We start from the raw sequence: 19,184 nt of genomic DNA, 5'->3' as shown, positions 1-19,184 counted from the left end.
CCTATTGCATGGGAAATTTATATTTTTTTATTTTTTAAACGCCCAAATCGATTCAATTGTCTATTCTAGGATGGAGAGCAGATCAAGCAGCGATCGCTGTTTTTGTCGTGTATTCCCACAAAAAATTACAAAATCATATGTAAAAACACCCATACCATCGTCGGTATGTCTGCTGAAAATATTTAATTTTAGGATAATGTAATGCAAACAAATTGGAAAATCGGGTCTTTATTTGGCATTCCCCTATTTTTAGACCCTCTGTGGTTCGTAATTTTGGGGTTAGCTACTCTGAATTTTGGTATAGCTTACCAAGAATTGGGAACTGTCACAGCCTGGAGTGCGGGAATCATCATGGCGTTGCTGCTGTTTGCTTCGGTGTTAATGCACGAATTGGGTCATAGTTTAGCAGCGCGATCGCAAGGGATTAAAGTTAATTCTATTACCCTATTTATGTTTGGTGGGATTGCGGCGATTGAAGAAGAATCTAAAACGCCGGGGAAAGCCTTTCAGGTAGCCATTGCCGGGCCTTTGGTAAGTATTGGGTTGTTTTTTCTCCTCCAATTAGGGAGTAATGTTGTGCCTGATACTAGCCCAATCAGTATGATGGTGGGTGATTTGGCGAGAATTAACTTGGTTGTAGCTTTGTTTAACTTGATTCCTGGGTTGCCTTTAGATGGTGGTCAAGTATTAAAAGCTGCACTGTGGCAAATTACCGGAAACCGCTTCCAAGCTGTACATTGGGCAGCTAGGGCAGGACAAATTTTAGGTTATGGTGCGATCGCCCTAGGATTTGCGGTAGATTTCTTGACTAGAGAGTTAGTCACTGGTTTATGGATTGCGTTGTTAGGTTGGTTTGCTGTGCGTAACGCCAACACCTATGACCAGATGACAACATTACAGGAAACCTTGCTGAAGGTGACAGCCGCCGATGCAATGACTCGGAACTTTCGTGTTATTGATGCTGACCAGACTTTACGTTCCTTTGCTGACGCGTATTTATTAGAAACCACTGTACCAGAAGTTTATTTTGCTGCTTCTGATGGACGTTATCGGGGAATGGTCGTCATTGAGGATTTGCGCTTGGTAGAGAGAAGCCAATGGGAAACCCAAACTCTGCACAGTATTGTCCATCCTCTGACCGAAATACCCACGGTTGCTGAATCAACTTCTATGGCTGAGGTCATCAACAAGCTAGAAAATGAGAATTTACCGCGTGTCACTGTTCTGACACCTGCGGGTGCTGTGGGTGGGGTGATTGATCGGGGAGATATTGTACAGACTTTGGCACAAAAGTTAGGCTTACGGATTACTGATGCGGAAATCAAGCGCATTAAGGAAGAGGGTAGTTATCCGCCGGGGTTGCAGTTGGGGGGAATTGCTAAGTCAATCAATTAGCTTGAACCGAGAGAAGCCCCACATCTTACCCGGATGGCAAGTGTGGGTAGTTCACAAGAATTTCCTACCTAGATAGAGGTGATTCTGCTAAAACTATAAATTTGCTGAGTCTCTAAACGATCGCCTACTACAGATGGTAATTCTCCATCTAGAATTATTTGCCGATCTAGCTGCACTTGCAAGTTACTTAAGGGGTCACTACCAGAAGAAATCAAAAATTCTAGTTTCTGGACGTAAGGTAACGCCGCTAAGTTATCCAGAATTGGCAAAATGGCTTGTATATAAGGATGACCAGCTTGCTGATACCAATCACCATCTGCTACTTTTGCTTGGTCAAAACCTAAGTGTACTGTTAACGATGGCTCATCAAATAAAGCGATCGCCAACGGACGTGCTTCTTCCTGCAACAATAAATCATAGCTTTTAGCTAAATGCCGCAGTTTCTCTAGGCGTTCGTAGCGTTTTGTCACCAATTGCGGGTCATCTTGCCAGTGAATTGCCACTGTCACCAAATAGGTCTGTAACAGCATATGACCCAGCTTTTTGGCTTTAGTCGCTAGGTAATAGGAATTGTAATCATTGCTTTCAATTAACAATGGCACGCGATCGACAACTTCCAATCCGTAGCCTTTAACCCCCGCAATCTTCCGAGGATTATTGGTAATCAGGCGAATCTTTTTTATCCCCAAATCCATGAGGATTTGCGCCCCCATCCCGTAGTCCCGCAAGTCGGCGGGGAATCCTAAACGCTCATTGGCTTCGACGGTATCCAGTCCCATATCCTGTAAGGAGTAGGCTTTGAGTTTGTTAATCAAGCCAATACCCCGTCCTTCTTGGCGCAGGTAGACAACCACACCTTGACCAGCAGTTTCAATCATTTTTAGTGCGGCTTGTAACTGCATCCGACAATCACAGCGCAAAGAACCTAAAGCATCACCTGTGAGACATTCTGAGTGCATCCGCACCATCACCGCCTCATCTCGAAAGTTAGCGGGGTCGCCTTTAACAATGGCAACGTGTTCTGTATTATCTAGGGTGTGACGATAGGCGTAAATATCAAACTGACCGAATTGACTAGGTAGCTTAGTGACCACTTCTCGATATACCAAGCGATCGTGTTTGAGGCGATAACTAATTAAATCAGCAATACTAATAATTTTCAGATTGTGGTGTTTTGCATAATCAATTAACTGGTGTAACCGCGCCATTGAACCATTAGGGTTTTGAATTTCACAAATTACCCCAGCTGGATATAGTCCTGCTAATCGAGATAAATCCACAGCCGCTTCCGTGTGTCCAGCGCGTTTGAGGACACCACCAGTTCTAGCCCGCAACGGGAAAATATGCCCAGGACGGCGTAAATCTGAAGGTTTTGTGGCTGGGTTGAGAGTTATCTGAATAGTACGGGCGCGGTCATCGGCTGAAATCCCAGTAGATACGCCTAAATGCGGACTCGCATCGATGCTGACAGTAAAAGCCGTTTGGTTAGGATCTGTGATGTTTGTCACCATCAAGGGTAAATCGAGTTCATCCAGGCGATCGCCTGTCATCGCCAGACAAATTAATCCTCTGGCTTCTACCGCCATAAAATTAATCATGTCAGGCGTAGCAAATTGAGCCGCACAAATCAAATCGCCTTCATTTTCTCGATTTTCGTCATCTACCACTACAATGGCACGACCAGCCTTGAGGTCTGTCAAGGCAGCATCAATAGAATCAAACATAAAAAGGGAGTAGGGAATGGGATGTGGATGGATAAGTCTAGCTTGCTTCCCGTAGGGTTAGGATAGGGAAGAAATCGGGGGTAAGGTATGAGATTAAGTTGTACACGGGGTTAATTAATTAGTAATCGTAAATTTTTTTTATAATTTCTTATTGTAAATTCTAGCTCCTTTGTGCAGCAGAGATATAGACTAGCAATGTTTCGTTGACGTAGAGAAATTTCTACTGTCTTGAAAGAGGGAATAGGGAATAGGGCTAATTTCCTGTCACCTGTCACCTGTCCCCTGTCCCCTACTCTTATAAGTCATCAATACCATTAAAATTGGGCTTTAGTGCTGTGAATTTTGAAAATGCTCTGGTGCTGGTCTTCTGTGGCGTTTTGTTCAGTTTCGCCTCTGGTAGCTAGTAGTTGATAGATAACGACGGATTAACCAAAAGCGGATGAGGATTTGAGATCATGGGTAATTTTAGGCGCGTACCCGTTGGGATTGTTGGCGCGTCAGGCTATGGCGGAGTGCAACTAGTACGGTTACTAATGGAGCATCCAGAAGTCGAACTAGTCTATTTAGGAGACGAGAACAGTACAGGTAAGCCTTTTACGTCTGTTTATCCCCATCTGGTTAATGCAGTGAAATTGCCAATTGAGGCAATAGATACCGAAATCATTGCTCGGCGATGTGAGGTAATATTTCTTTCACTGCCGAATGGTCTAGCTTGCCAAATTACCCCAACATTACTAGAAAAAGGATGTAAGGTAGTGGATCTGAGTGCGGACTATAGATTTAGAAATTTGGCAACCTATACCAGTTGGTATGGCAATAACAGAAGCGATCACACCACAGCAGCTAATGCAGTGTACGGATTACCCGAACTTTATCGCGATCGCATTGCAGATGCTCAACTAGTTGCCTGTCCTGGTGCTTACCCTACAGCAAGTCTTTTAGCACTATTACCACTCTTCAAGCAAGGCTTAATCGTTCCCGATACCGCAATTATTGATGCTAAATCTGGTGCATCAAGCGGCGGTAGACAAGCCAAAACTCACTTATTATTAGCGGAAGCTGATAATTCCCTAGCTGCTTATAGCGTTGCCCGTCACCGCCATACTCCAGAAATCGAGCAAATTTGTAGCGAACTGGCTGGTCATGAAGTTACGGTGCAGTTTACCCCCCATCTTGTGCCGATGGTGCGGGGAATTTTAGCAACAGTCTACGCCTCACTCCGCGATCCCGGTCTTGTAGGAGATGACTTAACTACAATTTATACAGCTTTTTACCGTAATTGCCCTTGGGTAAAAATTTGTGAAATAGGGATATATCCTCATACCAAGTGGGCAAGTGGCAGCAATATTTGTTACATGGGTCTAGAAGTTGACCCGCGAACTGGCCGAGTGATTGTGATGTCAGCCATCGACAACTTAATCAAAGGACAGGCGGGTCAAGCAATTCAGTGTCTCAATATCATGATGGGTTGGGACGAGACATTGGGATTACCCAAGTTGGGGTTTTATCCTTAGTCAGTGCTGAGTGCTGAGTGCTGAGTGCTGAGTTAAAAAATTACTCATTACTCATTACTCAGGACTCACTTTGGCCCTAAACCTACAGCACCAGCATAAACTGCGCGATCGCCTAGTTCATCTTCAATACGGAGTAAACGGTTGTATTTAGCTACCCGTTCACTACGACACAGAGAACCGGTTTTGATTTGACCTGCACGGGTGGCGACGGCTAAATCAGCAATTGTAGTGTCTTCAGTTTCACCAGAACGATGGCTAATTACTGACCGGAAACTGTTCCGAGTTGCCAAGTCAATTGTTTCCAAAGTCTCAGTTAGAGAACCAATTTGATTGAGTTTAATCAAAATGGAGTTACCGGCTTTTTCTTGGATGCCTTTTTGTAAACGAGTAGCATTAGTTACAAACAAGTCATCCCCAACCAATTGCACCTTTGAACCAATCTTTTGGGTGAGTAATTGCCAATTTTGCCAATCTTCCTCATGTAAACCATCTTCAATGGAGACAATCGGGTATTGGTCAACCAACTGCGCTAAATAATCAATAAACTCTGTTGGTGCGTGAGGTTTACCATCATAGACATACTGCCCATTTTTATAAAACTCACTAGCAGCCACATCCAAAGCTAAAGCCACTTGTTCCCCTGGCTTGTAACCAGCCTTCTCAATAGCAGCTACCAGCAATTCCAAAGCTACTTGATTAGATTCCAAGTTAGGGGCAAAACCACCTTCATCACCGACACCAGTCAGTAAACCCTTATCATGCAGCACTTCGCTGAGGGTAGCAAATACTTCCGCACCCCAACGCAACGCTTCCCGGAACGAAGATGCACCGATGGGGACAATCATAAACTCTTGAAAGTCTACGTTATTAGAAGCGTGCGCCCCACCATTAATGACGTTCATCAAAGGCACAGGTAGCAAATTCGCTAAAGGATTACCCAAATAGCGGTAAAGAGGAATCCCCAAAGATTCCGCCCCAGCTTTTGCAGTCGCCAGGGAAACTGCCAAAATTGCGTTTGCGCCCAGGTTAGATTTATTCCCTGAACCATCCTGAGCAATCATTGTCCGGTCTATCAGTTCTTGGTCGAGGGCATCCAAGCCAATTAACTCCGGGGAAAGTATCTCATTGACGTTGTGTACTGCCTTGAGTACCCCTTTACCGCCGTAACGGCTTTTATCCTTATCTCGTAGTTCATGGGCTTCAAAAGTCCCTGTAGAAGCACCACTAGGAACTTGTGCTAGTCCCATAGCACCATTTAGCAAATGTACTTCTGCTTCTATCGTTGGTCTACCCCGCGAGTCGAGAATTTCGCGGGCGACAATTGCCTCAATAGAAGTATCTACAATGTTACTACTCATTAGTTTTTGCTCCTTCTTACCGTTGATCGCACAAAATCTATTAGCTCAACCCAATCGCTAGCATATGCTCTGAGGCGAACTATCGGCTGAGATTAAATGAAGATTTCCAAAGATTAGGTCATCGATGTCTAATAGACGGACTTTGGATTTTGGATTATTTGTTGATCAATAGTCAATAGTCACGTCGCTGCGCTCCGAATTCAAAATTCAAAATCTTGCCCTCTCAAGGTAGGCTTCCGCCGTGAGTTTCGACAAGCTCAATTTCCGCGTCAGCCGAACGGTAAAAACCCCAACGCCAGTTCTCTCTGTAAAATGTTGGCAGGTGAACACACTCACAGAAAAGGTCTATATGCGCTTACTACATACAATGCTACGGGTCGGCAATCTTGAAGAGTCTTTGAAATTCTACTGTGACGTGCTGGGGATGAAGTTACTGCGGCGGAAAGATTATCCCAGTGGGGAATTTACTCTGGCGTTTATTGGTTATGGCGATGAAAGTGACACAGCAGTCATAGAACTAACCTACAACTGGGGAGTAGACAAGTACGAATTAGGGAATGCTTACGGTCATATTGCCCTTGGGGTAGATGATATCTATGGAACTTGTGAAGCGATTAAAAATCTTGGCGGTAAAGTAGTGAGAGAACCGGGGCCAATGAAACACGGTTCTACAGTGATTGCTTTTGTGGAAGACCCAGACGGATACAAAATAGAACTAATCCAACTAGGTACTCAAGGCTCAACAGTGAAACAGGAATCATCAGAACAACTTGTAACTCAGTAATTCACAGATTGGGACTGGGGACTCAGTTGGGTAGGGTGCGTCAGTATGAATAATTTCTGAGTATAGTTAGGTTCTATCGCACTGACGCACCCTACAGTTTGGATATTTTTTTTATCTGGAAGTCCCTTAATTAAATAACTGCTGGGGATTGGGGACTGGGGACTCATAAGTAATTCTCCCTTCCTTATCCCCCATCCCTCAAGGAAAAAACAGTTACCCAGTTAGTTGAAGATTGGATTGATAGGCTGCCAAATGCAAAAATTGACGACTTCTCCCCGACCCCACTCCCCAACCTGCTACGCTGAGGTTAGGGACTTCCGCGTTACGTTAAATTAGGGAATAGGTAGTCGGTAAAACCATAACTTAGTTGCTTTATCCCTAACTGCCACAAAATAAATACGCGGATACACACTGAAAATATTTGAACTACTGATTAGGGAGTAGAAATTGGAAAAAGTGCTGCGTAACAATACTAACCTCTAGACTCTTCTTTCCTGATCACGCAATTTTTACCTTAAAACTACAAACGCTGAAAGTTTCACATTCAAAATCTTAAAGATGCAGCCTACAGATCCTAATAAATTTACTGATAAAGCCTGGGAAGCAATTGTTAAATCCCAGGATATAGTTCGTGGATATCAACAACAGCAATTAGATGTTGAACACTTAATTATTGCCCTATTAGAAGAACCAACTAGTTTAGCAATTAGGCTTTTAGCTCGTGCGGAAATTGATCCAGTGCGTTTGCAGCAGCAATTAGAAGCTTTTACTCAACGTCAACCTAAAGTGGGCAAAAGTGATCAGCTTTATCTGGGACGCAGCTTAGATACGCTGCTAGATAAGGCTGAAGAAATTAGGACAGGGATGAAAGATGAGTTTATCTCTGTAGAACATATTCTGTTAGCCTTTGCCGATGATGAACGTGTTGGTAAGCGTGTACTCAAAGGTTTTAATGCAGACAATAGCAAAATAGAAGCGAGTATTAAAGCAGTGCGCGGTAGTCAAAAAGTGACAGATCAAAATCCAGAGTCTCGCTATGAAGCTCTGCAAAAATTTGGTAGAGACTTAACAGAACAGGCTAAATCTGGAAAACTCGACCCGGTAATTGGGCGAGATGATGAAATACGCCGGGTGATTCAGGTGTTGTCTCGCCGGAGTAAGAATAACCCTGTATTAATTGGTGAACCTGGGGTGGGTAAGACTGCGATCGCAGAAGCTCTGGCACAACGTATAGTAAATGGTGATGTCCCCGAATCTCTGAAAAACCGTCAACTCATCTCTTTAGATATTGGTAGTTTGATTGCTGGGGCTAAATATCGGGGTGAATTTGAAGACCGTCTCAAAGCTGTTCTCCGGGAAGTTACGGAATCTAACGGTCAAATTGTTTTATTTATTGATGAATTGCATACTGTTGTCGGTACTGGTTCTAATCAAGCGGGGGCGATGGATGCAGGTAATTTGCTCAAACCCATGCTAGCGCGGGGAGAATTGCGGTGTATTGGAGCGACTACCCTCGATGAATACCGCAAGTTTATTGAGAAAGATGCAGCCCTAGAACGCCGTTTTCAGCAGGTATATGTTGATCAGCCCAGTGTGGAAAATACCATCTCCATTTTGCGGGGGTTGAAGGAACGCTATGAAGTCCACCACAACGTGAAAATCTCAGACTCGGCGTTGGTAGCGGCGGCGACTTTATCAGCACGTTACATTGCTGACCGCTTCTTACCAGATAAAGCTATTGATTTAGTAGATGAAGCCGCAGCGCAATTAAAAATGGAGATTACCTCCAAACCATCAGAACTAGAAACCATTGACCGCCGCTTGATGCAGCTAGAAATGGAAAAGCTATCTCTAGCTGGGGAAGAGAAAGTTCCTGCTCAAACTAGGGAACGTTTAGAGCGCATTGAGTTAGAAATCAGCAATTTAACGGAAAAACAGCAGGATTTAACCAATCAATGGCAAGGTGAAAAGCTGCTTTTAGAAGCCATCAGTGCTTTAAAGAAACAAGAAGATGCTTTAAGAGTGCAGATTGAGCAAGCCGAACGTGACTACGATTTGAATAAAGCGGCTATGTTGAAGTATGACAAATTAGAGATAGTAAAGCGTGACCTTGAAGCCAAAGAAGCAGAACTCTCAGCAGTTCAACGCCAAGGTTCTACTCTCCTGCGCGAACAAGTCACCGAAGCCGATATCGCCGAAATCGTCGCCAAGTGGACAGGTATCCCGGTAAATCGTCTGCTGGAATCAGAACGGCAAAAGTTACTGCAACTGGAAAGCCACTTACATCAACGCGTCATCGGTCAACAGGAAGCAGTGGAAGCCGTCTCCGCCGCCATTCGTCGCGCCCGTGCGGGGATGAAAGACCCCAACCGCCCCATCGGTTCATTCTTGTTCATGGGACCGACTGGTGTCGGTAAAACCGAACTTGCCCGCGCTTTAGCCCAGTTTCTCTTTGACTCGGATGATGCTTTAGTGCGTTTAGATATGTCTGAGTACATGGAAAAACATTCAGTCTCCCGATTGGTTGGTGCGCCTCCAGGTTACGTAGGCTACGAAGAAGGCGGTCAGCTTTCGGAAGCTGTTCGCCGTCATCCTTATTCTGTAGTGCTATTGGATGAAGTAGAGAAGGCACACCCCGACGTATTTAATATTTTGCTCCAGGTGTTAGATGACGGTAGGATTACTGATTCTCAAGGAAGAACAGTAGATTTTCGCAACACAGTTATTGTAATGACCAGTAACATTGGTAGCGAACATATATTAGATGTGTCTGGTGATGATTCCAAGTATGAGACAATGCGGACGCGGGTAATGGAAGCTTTGCGATCGCACTTCCGCCCCGAATTTCTCAACCGCGTTGATGATATCATCTTGTTCCACACCCTCAGCCGTGCTGAAATGCAGCAAATCATCCGCATTCAACTCAAGCGCGTGGAAAATCTGCTGCGAGAACAAAAAATCTCCTTTGAAATCTCCCCAGCCGCTTGTAGTTTATTAGTAGAGAGGGGTTATGACCCAGTTTACGGCGCACGTCCCCTGAAGCGATCAATTCAGCGAGAAATTGAAAACCCCATTGCTACCAAGTTATTGGAGAATACTTTTATCGCTGGAGATACCATTTACATTGATAAGGGTGAAAATGGTCTAACTTTTAGTAACAAAGCACCAGTTAAGGTGACAGTAGCACAAACTACACCATAGAAAAGTTAAATTGCAACGTTGTCTCAAATATTAGACAGTGATTAAAAATACACCGCATACAATAGCAAGGGTAATTTTACTATCTCTTGGCAGCACAAATTATGAAAGTAATTCAAGCCCTTGCTCGGTATTTTCCCGATAAATGTGGTGGTATTCAAGTCAATCTCAAGGAATTGCTGCTAGAGTTGCAACTAGATGATCTCGAAATTAAGATAGCAGCTGCTAGCACAGGTTCAGCCAAGGCAAGCACCTATAAGTATGACAATATAGAGGTTTACCGTTATCCTGTATTCCCTACACCCAAGAAAGAACCTAATCACGGACAATTCCCCCACGGAAAATTTGAAGATTTTGCTCAATGGCTATCTCAGCAAAAAGCAGATGTCTACCATCAGCACCATTGGGAAGCCGCTTGTGGTTTACCTCATTTGCGCTTGGCAAAAGAATTAGGTATGGCGACAGTGATGACAATTCATTATCCTCTACCCATTTGCCAGCGCACTACCATGATGTTACATGGACAAAAAGTGTGTGATGGCAAGATTGATGCCATACGTTGTTCACAGTGTACCGACACTTTAAGTAAACAGCTACCAGAAGCAATGGTGAATACCTTCAGCCATTTACCGCTATCTATCCTCAGCCGTTTACCTTTACCTACTAGTGCTTATCTTCCCAACTCTGTAGACAATGGCAATTTAGGCAGATTTGTACGTCCCTTGGTTGTACCTGGCTATGTTGCGGCTAGAAAATCTAGTCTACTGGAAATGGCAAAATTTTGCGATCGCATCATAGCTGTGTGTGATTGGCTTTATCAAGCACTACTCATCAATGGCATTCCTGAAGATAAACTGGTTCTTAGCCGTCATGGTATTGCTTACACTAAACAAGAGCAACCTTTAACCCCAAAATTCAAGCTAGCAAATGAACCATTAAAAGTAGTTTTTTTAGGACGCTGGGATCAATACAAAGGTATAGACATCTTAGTCAAAGCAGTAAGAGATTTACCTGGAGATAGTCCCATAGAGTTGGTAATTCATGGCATAGCTCAAGATGAAAAATATCGCCGACAAGTTTTAAAATTGGTTGATCAAGATCCGCGTATTCGCATAGAAAAACAACTCTCTAGGGAAGAAATACCCCAAGCTTTAGCTAATTACGATATCCTTGCCGTACCTTCACAATGGCTGGAGACTGGGCCATTAGTTGTCTTAGAAGCTCATGCTTTATCCTTACCTGTACTTGGTTCTGACTTGGGAGGTATCGCTGAACTTGTCAGACACGGCGTTGATGGATGGTTAGTTCCAGCCAATGACTCGAAAGCTTGGACTGAAGCATTGAGACAATTAGCAACAGATATAAATTTAGTTAATCAACTCCGTCAAGGTATTCAAAAAATTCGTACTGTGAGTATGCAGGCTACAGACTTAGCTAACATATACAGCAGCCTCTAGAATTGCGATAGTGCTTTCTATTGAGGGTAGTGAAATCCGAATAAAATTTGAGAGGCATTCCATACCTATAAGTACCCAGAATCGCAGAAAATTGATCCTCAGAATTATTTTTTAACTAAAACACACAAATAACCATGCTAGAACAAGGCACTATCAGTATTCATACTGAGAATATTTTCCCGATCATCAAGAAATCGCTTTATTCAGATCATCAAATTTTCTTGCGGGAACTGGTATCCAATGCCGTAGACGCAATTCAAAAGCTAAACATGGTTTCCCGTGCAGGTGAATATACGGGAGAAGTTGGTGAACCAGAAATTCAAATTGCCATCGATAAAGACAAAAAGACCCTTTCCATCACCGATAACGGTATTGGTATGACCGCCGATGAAGTGAAAAAGTATATTAACCAGGTAGCTTTTTCCAGTGCGGAAGAATTTATTCATAAATATCAAGGGAAAGCAGACCAGCCGATTATCGGTCACTTCGGTCTGGGTTTCTATTCCTCCTTCATGGTGGCGCAGAAAGTAGAAATTGATACCCTCTCCTACAAAGAAGGAGCGCAAGCCGTTCATTGGTCTTGTGATGGTTCGCCAGCATTCAGCCTGGATGAGTCACCCCGCACAACTCGCGGTACTACTATCATTCTGACTCTGTTACCCGATGAGGAAGAATATTTAGAAGCAGCACGGGTTCAAAATCTGGTCAAGACTTACTGTGACTTCATGCCAGTTCCCATCAAAATGGATGGTGAAGTTTTAAACAGACAAAAAGCTCCTTGGCGGGATTCTCCCAGTAACTTGACAAAAGAAGATTATTTGGAATTTTACCGCTATTTGTATCCTTTCCAGGAAGAACCCCTACTGTGGGTGCATTTAAATACTGACTATCCCTTTATTATCAACGGGATTCTGTACTTCCCCAAAATGCGTCCTGATGTAGATGTAGCAAAAGGACAGATCAAATTATTTTGTAACCAAGTTTTTGTCAGCGATAACTGCGAAGAAATTATTCCCCAATTTCTCGTACCCATGCGGGGTGTGATTGATAGCAGCGATATTCCATTAAATGTATCTCGCAGTGCCTTGCAAGGCGATCGCACTGTCCGCAAAATCGGCGATTACATAGCTAAGAAAGTAGGCGACAGACTCAAAGAACTATACCGGGAAGACCGAGAACAATACATCAGTGCATGGAAAGACCTAGGTACTTTTGTAAAGTTTGGTGTTCTCAACGACGAAAAATTTAAAAAACAAGTCGAAGACATCATTGTTTTCCGCAGCACAGCCAAATTTGGGGAATCAACTGCTGAAACTCCAGCCGTCGAAGTGCAAACAGAAGAAGGGGATGCTTGGCAAGATGTCAAACCTGCTGTATCCAGTAGTCCTTACACCACACTGAAAGAATACTTAGAACGCAACAAAGAACGCCACGAAAATAGGGTAATATACAGCACCGATGAAGCTAGCCAATCGACTTATATAGAACTGCACAAAAACCAAGGCTTGGAAGTCCTGTTTATGGACTCCTTCATCGATACCCATTTTATTAATTTCCTAGAACGGGAATATCAGGATGTCAAATTTACACGGGTAGATTCTGACCTAGATAATACCCTACTCGATCAAGACAAAGCCGGGGAAATTGTTGACCCCACAACCAATAAAACTAAGAGTGAGGTTGTTAAGGAGTTATTTGAGAACGCCCTCAATAAACCCAAAGTCAACATCCGCACCGAGGCGTTAAAATCAGATGACCCCCAAGGTACACCACCTGCAATGGTTCTGTTACCAGAAATTTTGCGCCGCCTGCGGGAAATGAACGCCATGATGCAGCAGCAGAATGCAGAGTTCCCCGAAGATCACATCTTACTGGTAAACACTGCCCATCCCCTCATTCAAAACCTCACCAGCCTCAATCAAGGTACTATCATTCAAGGTGATGGACAATCAACGACAAATCCATTGGTAAACTTAATTTGCCAACACGTTTATGATTTGGCGTTGATGTCTCAAAAAGGATTTGACGCTGAAGGAATGAAATCCTTTGTTGAGAGGTCAAATGAGGTACTTACCAAGCTAACAGAACAAGCTAGCAAGTAATTATCCGTTTGTAGTAAGGACTTTAGTCCTAATTTTGCTAAGGACTAAAGTCCTTACTACGAACTGTCAAAACTAAATTGACACAATAATAGGCATTTCAGTACCTAAAAAAACCTAGTAGAGACGGTGTATACAACGTCTCTACAGGATGTATAAAGTACAGTTTCTCATAGAATTGATATAAATCCCCCTTAAAAAGATAACCCTAACCCCAATATTTGCGTTAGAGCTTCTAAAATAGAAAGGTTGTACTTCAATTCCAAATCTGGAGATAAATAATTATGTCTCGCCGTTGTGAACTGACCGGTAAAAAAGCAAATAACGCCTTTGCAGTTTCTCACTCTCACCGCCGCACCAAACGCCTTCAGCAAGTTAATCTGCAAAGCAAGCGCGTTTGGTGGCCAGGTGGTAACCGTTGGGTAAAACTAAAGCTATCTACAAAAGCTATCAAAACCTTAGATAAGCTAGGAATAGAAGCAATGGCTAAAGAAGCTGGTCTTAACCTGAATCATTACTAATACCAGGTTGCCAAAATTGTGAGGGTTTTTCAACCTCACAAGCCGCGCTTTATTAAAAAATTGGTAGTTAAATGCTGCAAAAGTTAGTATAGCAATACTAAATCGTTCCTGAGAAATGAGAACCCCGCTTTTTTGAAGAAAGTGGGGTTCTCAATTTTTGTTTATCTATATTTCATTATGGGGAAGTTGTAAATTTTAAACCTACTTTAATAAATTGGGATTGAACTGATATGTTTTCTTTACTAGATGGGTAACATAAGTTCAATCTATTCACAATATATTTATAAAATCATAGCTCAATCAAATAAACATCTGCCACATTTATGTGAATTCACGGTGTTGTTTTACTTGAATAATCACAAATTACAAAAACTCATGAAAATCAGTATTTTCCGAATAAGATGGTCAACTTATCCAATGATATAACTTGGATAAATAGTAATATTTTGTGTTGCTACTGAGTTTAGTGTTGCTAACACAGGGTGATTTGTTAAATGAGTCTAGCCTCTAATCATGCCTGATAGATTACTCAACAGGCATGATTGCTAATACCAAAAGCATTTTCTAATTTTTTGTAAAACACTTCACAGGAAAGTAGCTATGTCGCCAAAACGTCAGCTATTCAAAACTAAAAGACAGCTTTTTAAAAGGCTGGGACGGCTTATTAAGAAGTATTTATCTGCAATTAAAAAGCCAATTATTTGGCTGCTGCGGAATTTATTTTTAACTAAGAGACGGCGAAGTTCTGCAAATGCTGGGTTCGTTTTGCCAACAGTAGCACTGGTAGCTCTAGTAGTAGTGTTACTCACCACAGCAATTTTATTTCGGTCTTTTGAAAGGGCGAAAAATGCCAGTAATGTGCGTGTAAATGAGATTGCACTGAATGCCGCGACCCCCGCACTTGACCGCGCCAGAGCAAAAATAAATAAACTATTTCAAGACCCAAAATTGCCTCGCGCTACACCCACAGATGATGCTTTGTATGGCACTGTAACAAGTAACGAAGAGTCTTTAAATCAATATACTTTTGGGGATGAAACACAACTAAAACTGGTCGAAGGTGCAAACGAACTCAAAACAGGGTGGATGTACCCTGTAGATACCGATAACAATGGTAAATTTGATAGTTATACCCTTTATGGAATCTACTTTAAAAATCCTCCAGTTACGGGCGGTGCATATACCCGTAAAAGAAACGCCCTAGAGGCGAGAACCCCGCCTATGACCGTTGGTAGTGTCAGTGGTGCTTGTGGAGATGGTCAAGATACAAGTGCAGCCCTGGTTGGTAACACAGGCTGGTTTAGAAATGGTACTAAGTTAAAAAAAGCCTTTTTTGTTTACACAGCGAGTGTCCCCATTACCACACAACCAACAGATACCACTAACTATGAAACTAAAAGGGGTAATAAAGGTTTCTCAGCTTTAGAGTATCAGCAAGATAGAGTACAACTACCTTTAGTTAACAATGCTGTTGTTTATGAGGATGATATAGGACTCTCTCCTGGGCCAGCCTTTAGGTTAAATGGACGGGTTTTTACTAATAGTAACTTCTTGACTGGTTCACCAGGTGGTGGCGGTATCAGATTGTATCAAGTTAGTAGTAACTCATCTTGTTTCTATGACCCAGATAACGCCAAAATAGTAGTTGGTGGTAATCTAGGTGCTGGTGGTTTAACAGATGGTAGCGATTTGTCTCCCAGCGCAACTATTGACTTGTATAAAGGTAAAACGGCTGCTGTTACTAATGTTGCAATTAAAGCAGCCGCATCTGGTGCAATTCCTGCAAGCAATAACAAATCAGTTAATTATGTACCAACAACAATTGCCTACAATAGCCTAGCCTATGTACAACGTATCAACCGCTTAGTTGAAGCCCAAATAGCAAAACTAGAAGCTACAGATCCATCGGAAGTTACCCAAGGGATGGAAGCTATAGTCACCAAACAAGGACGAACTTTAGCTGACTTAACTACTACTGAGAAATATAAACTACGACGCAACCAAATAGAACTTTACTTTAAAAGACGCACCCGCCGAGTACCATACGGAGAAATTGGTTTTGGTGGTGATGCGCTGGGAGATTACGCAGTCGTAGGTAGCAAGAAAGATGAAGTATTGCAAGGTAGTGGCGATACTTTACGTCCTCCCGATCTGTGGATATATCCTGTTGATCCTGCTGATGGTTTGACAGCCACTGACTTCGCTAAGTTGGATCTAAATAAAAATGGAACAGACAAACTGAATCCGCCTGCAACTGAACCCACTAAACTGGCAAAACAGTTACAAGGTGTAGAGCAGTCCTTTGGGGACAGAGTTTTAATCGGTAATAACCTTCCTCAGCTGTGGTGGGACAAAACTAAAGAAGCATTTGTTGGCCCGAATGCTGAAGATACCCAAACAATCAAAGACTATAAATGGGATAATGGAGACGGCGATCGCACTCGTCGCTCTCGTGTAGAAACACTAAAAGATTTAGGTACTACTGATAGAGATGGCGACTGGGAATTAGCAGCCGCTCAGATACCAACCAGCCCACAAGAACCTGTAGGTGGCTTGCGGGTAGTAACCGGAGCAGGAATTTATTTACCTGAGACTGTTACCGCAGCTAACTTAACTTCCACTACCTATACCTCCGTCAACAAAGTTATTTGGCCTGATCTGTTACCTATAAAAACTAGTTCAGTTCCTAGCCCAATTAAGCCTTACTACAATGACTATGGTTTAGAGATTGCCTATAAATTCAATCAACCCGCTACAGGTCAACCATATCTGCGGATGCGGGCCACGGCAGTATATCACTATAAGTCTACGGGTTACAGCCAGACTAGTCCCACGCCTATTGCTTGTGTTAGTAGCTATTACGACCCTACCAACAGCACTACAGCTCAGAATATATCAACATTACCATTCAATAATGCTACTGATGGTAAATCCAACAACGGTATAGTCTACGATTTTCCCACAACTAAGACTGAAACTAGTTATTCAGATGTCTTGAGTTACCTCGCGGACTTAACTTACCCAAGCCCAAGTGGACGTTCTATTGATGATGGACTACTAAGAAGGGCTTTAGATAAAACAGATGCTACTAAGCGCACTCTGTCAGAAAAGTCTGCGATTGATGCGGCAATCTGTGGTCTGGCAATTTTCGATGGCACTCTTACTCCCAGTGATACTGTCATTCCTTATGGCGCGATTTATGAAACTGCCTTTTTGGATGCCAGACAAATTAAAAACATTCATGCTACTGCTGGTAGTACAAATTACGATCTAGCCAAGAAAGATAGACAACCGTTAGAAATTCGTGCCACTGTCTTAGATATTGAAAAACTTCGCAAACAAACAATTGGTACTTCCACTCCAGCACAAGAGTATTTACTACCTAATAGCGGTATTGTTTATGCCTCTCGTGATGATGCACTGCTAGATTTAAGTGCAGGTAATACCGAAGCAGGCAAACTAGAGAGTCCCGTAGACTACAAACTTGATCCAAATCGTCGTCCTAATGCCATCATGTTAGTCGAAGGGAAGGAGATTGGACGCGGTACAATTAATACTTATCGAGACGCAGAAAAGGGTTTAATTTTAGCTACCAATGTACCTGCATATATTAAGGGTGACTTTAATCTGCACACTCAAGAAGAATTTGTCACCGCACTGACTGATACTTGGGGCAATTTCTATAGTCGCACAGACTTAAATTCTCATTTTGCTTGTCGTCCAGGTGATCCCAGGTTGCCTAAGTGTACTACAGGTGATAAATGGCGGTCTGCTACTGTATTGGCAGATTCAATGACTGTACTTTCCAATAACTTTAGATTTGGCTTCCGCGACGAAGCAGACTACGATTGGCAGATTGACACTGCTACAGTTCCAGCAGCCTATACCAATATTTTCTCAACTGTTAATTCCTTTGTACCAAAAGCTGATTGGTATGACCATGAGGTGAAAAACAGTGATGGCTATTTTACTGCCTATCCTAAAGACCTAGATGCAGCAACAGGATTTCAGGGTAGTTCTTACCTCAACAACTTTGTTACACCAATTGTAAGGAAAGTACGGGCTAAGACACTAGCAATTGAAGTATGTTATGCAGAGCCATGCAGTGAGCCTAAAAATTGGTCAATTAAAAATGCCTGTCCTACTAAAGCCCAAGCACAGAGTCAATGGAGAGATAAGCAGGGTTCAGACCCATATGAATCAAAAATTCTTGGTCAACCTGTAACTTCACTGAAAACAGGAGTGATTGGTATACCACCAAAAGATTGTACGGATTTTGTGGATGCAACAACCGGTGAATTTACAGCACCAACAAGAATTGCATTTGTACGTAATATTGATACTGGTGCGCTAAAAACACCACTTGAGGTTTATGGCATTGGTGCGGATGACAAAGTTGCAACATTCCCCTGGCCTTTGTCAGGGGCGAGTCTACCAAAAGATGCAACCATTAAAGATCCAACCACTGGTGATGAAAAAGCATATTTCATTCCCTGGTTAGAAGGTACTCAAAGTGGCAATAATATTGTGTATAAACCTTATTTCCAATTTGATCGCCCCTTTGATACTTTAGAAAAAACATATTCGGATCTGATAAGTGCCGGAAAACACGGAAATTGGTTACAAATAGCTACAGAAACTACCTTCAATGTAATTTCCGCAGCTGGAGACACCCCAGCAGCTTCACCTGTAACTGGTCGTGCGGCTGAAGATAATGGTGGTTTGCACAACTTTGTCCGCTTTATTGAAAACTGGAACGCCAGTAGTGCTGCAACGCCAGCAAAGATTAGTGGTGCTTTCTATCAAATAAAGCGTAGTACCTACGCTACTGCACCATTTAGCGCATCATTATCCACTGGTTTCTATAAGATTCAGGGTAACGGCAATAGAACACCCTTCTATCTAGCTCCTACACGCCAATGGGGTTATGATGTGGCACTGCTATCTCAATCACCTGACTTATTTGCCCAAAAGTTAATCACCATCCCTGATGATTTGCCAGATGAGTTCTTCCGAGAAGTTGGCAAAGATGATCCTTGGGTGAAAACTCTGTTATGTGCTAAGAAAGCCGCAGATGATACTAATGCAACTGATGCTTGCTCGTAATAAGCAGATTTTAGAAGTTGGTAATGAG

At 42.7% G+C, this 19,184-nt stretch carries 10 protein-coding genes; 8 read left to right on the top strand and 2 right to left on the bottom strand.

All coding sequences use genetic code 11. The features are described 5' to 3' along the window. The first annotated feature begins 201 nt into the window (after positions 1–201). The gene (locus tag VB693_RS12005; RefSeq protein ID WP_323266474.1) at positions 202–1,395 is read left to right on the top strand and encodes a site-2 protease family protein; all 1,194 of its coding nucleotides are present in this window, start codon (positions 202–204) and stop codon (positions 1,393–1,395) included. Positions 1,396–1,463: 68 nt separating this feature from the next. Here the strand turns inward: VB693_RS12005 and ribBA are convergent, their stop codons facing one another. Beyond that, positions 1,464–3,119: a bifunctional 3,4-dihydroxy-2-butanone-4-phosphate synthase/GTP cyclohydrolase II gene (ribBA, locus tag VB693_RS12000; protein WP_323266473.1), complete on the bottom strand. Its 1,656-nt coding sequence runs from the start codon at positions 3,117–3,119 to the stop codon at positions 1,464–1,466. 455 nt (positions 3,120–3,574) lie between these two features. Between ribBA and argC the strand changes: the two genes are divergently transcribed. Then, complete coding sequence (gene argC / locus VB693_RS11995) at positions 3,575–4,633, top strand: N-acetyl-gamma-glutamyl-phosphate reductase (protein ID WP_323266472.1); 1,059 nt, start codon at positions 3,575–3,577, stop codon at positions 4,631–4,633. 65 nt (positions 4,634–4,698) lie between these two features. Here the strand turns inward: argC and eno are convergent, their stop codons facing one another. After that, the gene (gene eno / locus VB693_RS11990; protein ID WP_323266471.1) at positions 4,699–5,991 is read right to left on the bottom strand and encodes a phosphopyruvate hydratase; all 1,293 of its coding nucleotides are present in this window, start codon (positions 5,989–5,991) and stop codon (positions 4,699–4,701) included. Between the two features lie 349 nt (positions 5,992–6,340). On the opposite strand from eno, the gene gloA reads away from it, so the two are divergent. The 6 genes from gloA (at position 6,341) to hpsA (ending at position 19,156) form a co-directional block, all read left to right on the top strand. After that, positions 6,341–6,775: a lactoylglutathione lyase gene (gloA, locus tag VB693_RS11985; protein ID WP_190703284.1), complete on the top strand. Its 435-nt coding sequence runs from the start codon at positions 6,341–6,343 to the stop codon at positions 6,773–6,775. A gap of 558 nt (positions 6,776–7,333) precedes the next feature. Continuing rightward, positions 7,334–9,976: an ATP-dependent chaperone ClpB gene (gene clpB, locus VB693_RS11980; protein WP_323266470.1), complete on the top strand. Its 2,643-nt coding sequence runs from the start codon at positions 7,334–7,336 to the stop codon at positions 9,974–9,976. 101 nt (positions 9,977–10,077) lie between these two features. Further along, positions 10,078–11,430 carry a glycosyltransferase gene (locus VB693_RS11975; protein ID WP_323266469.1) on the top strand — a complete coding sequence of 451 codons (1,353 nt, stop codon included), beginning with the start codon at positions 10,078–10,080 and terminating at the stop codon, positions 11,428–11,430. Positions 11,431–11,564: 134 nt separating this feature from the next. Then, on the top strand, positions 11,565–13,532 hold the full coding sequence (gene htpG, locus VB693_RS11970) for a molecular chaperone HtpG (RefSeq protein WP_323266468.1): 1,968 nt from the start codon (positions 11,565–11,567) through the stop codon (positions 13,530–13,532). A 281-nt stretch (positions 13,533–13,813) separates the two neighbouring features. Then, on the top strand, positions 13,814–14,050 hold the full coding sequence (gene rpmB / locus VB693_RS11965) for a 50S ribosomal protein L28 (protein WP_190703272.1): 237 nt from the start codon (positions 13,814–13,816) through the stop codon (positions 14,048–14,050). A gap of 600 nt (positions 14,051–14,650) precedes the next feature. Then, a complete protein-coding gene (hpsA, locus tag VB693_RS11960; RefSeq protein WP_323266467.1) occupies positions 14,651–19,156 on the top strand; it encodes a hormogonium polysaccharide biosynthesis protein HpsA in 4,506 nt (1,501 codons plus the stop codon). The last annotated feature ends 28 nt before the right edge of the window (positions 19,157–19,184 follow it).

The sequence above is a fragment of the Anabaena sp. UHCC 0399 genome (assembly GCF_034931465.1).
Lineage (GTDB): Bacteria > Cyanobacteriota > Cyanobacteriia > Cyanobacteriales > Nostocaceae > Trichormus > Trichormus minutissimus.
This window is presented reverse-complemented; position numbering and strand designations above follow the sequence as displayed.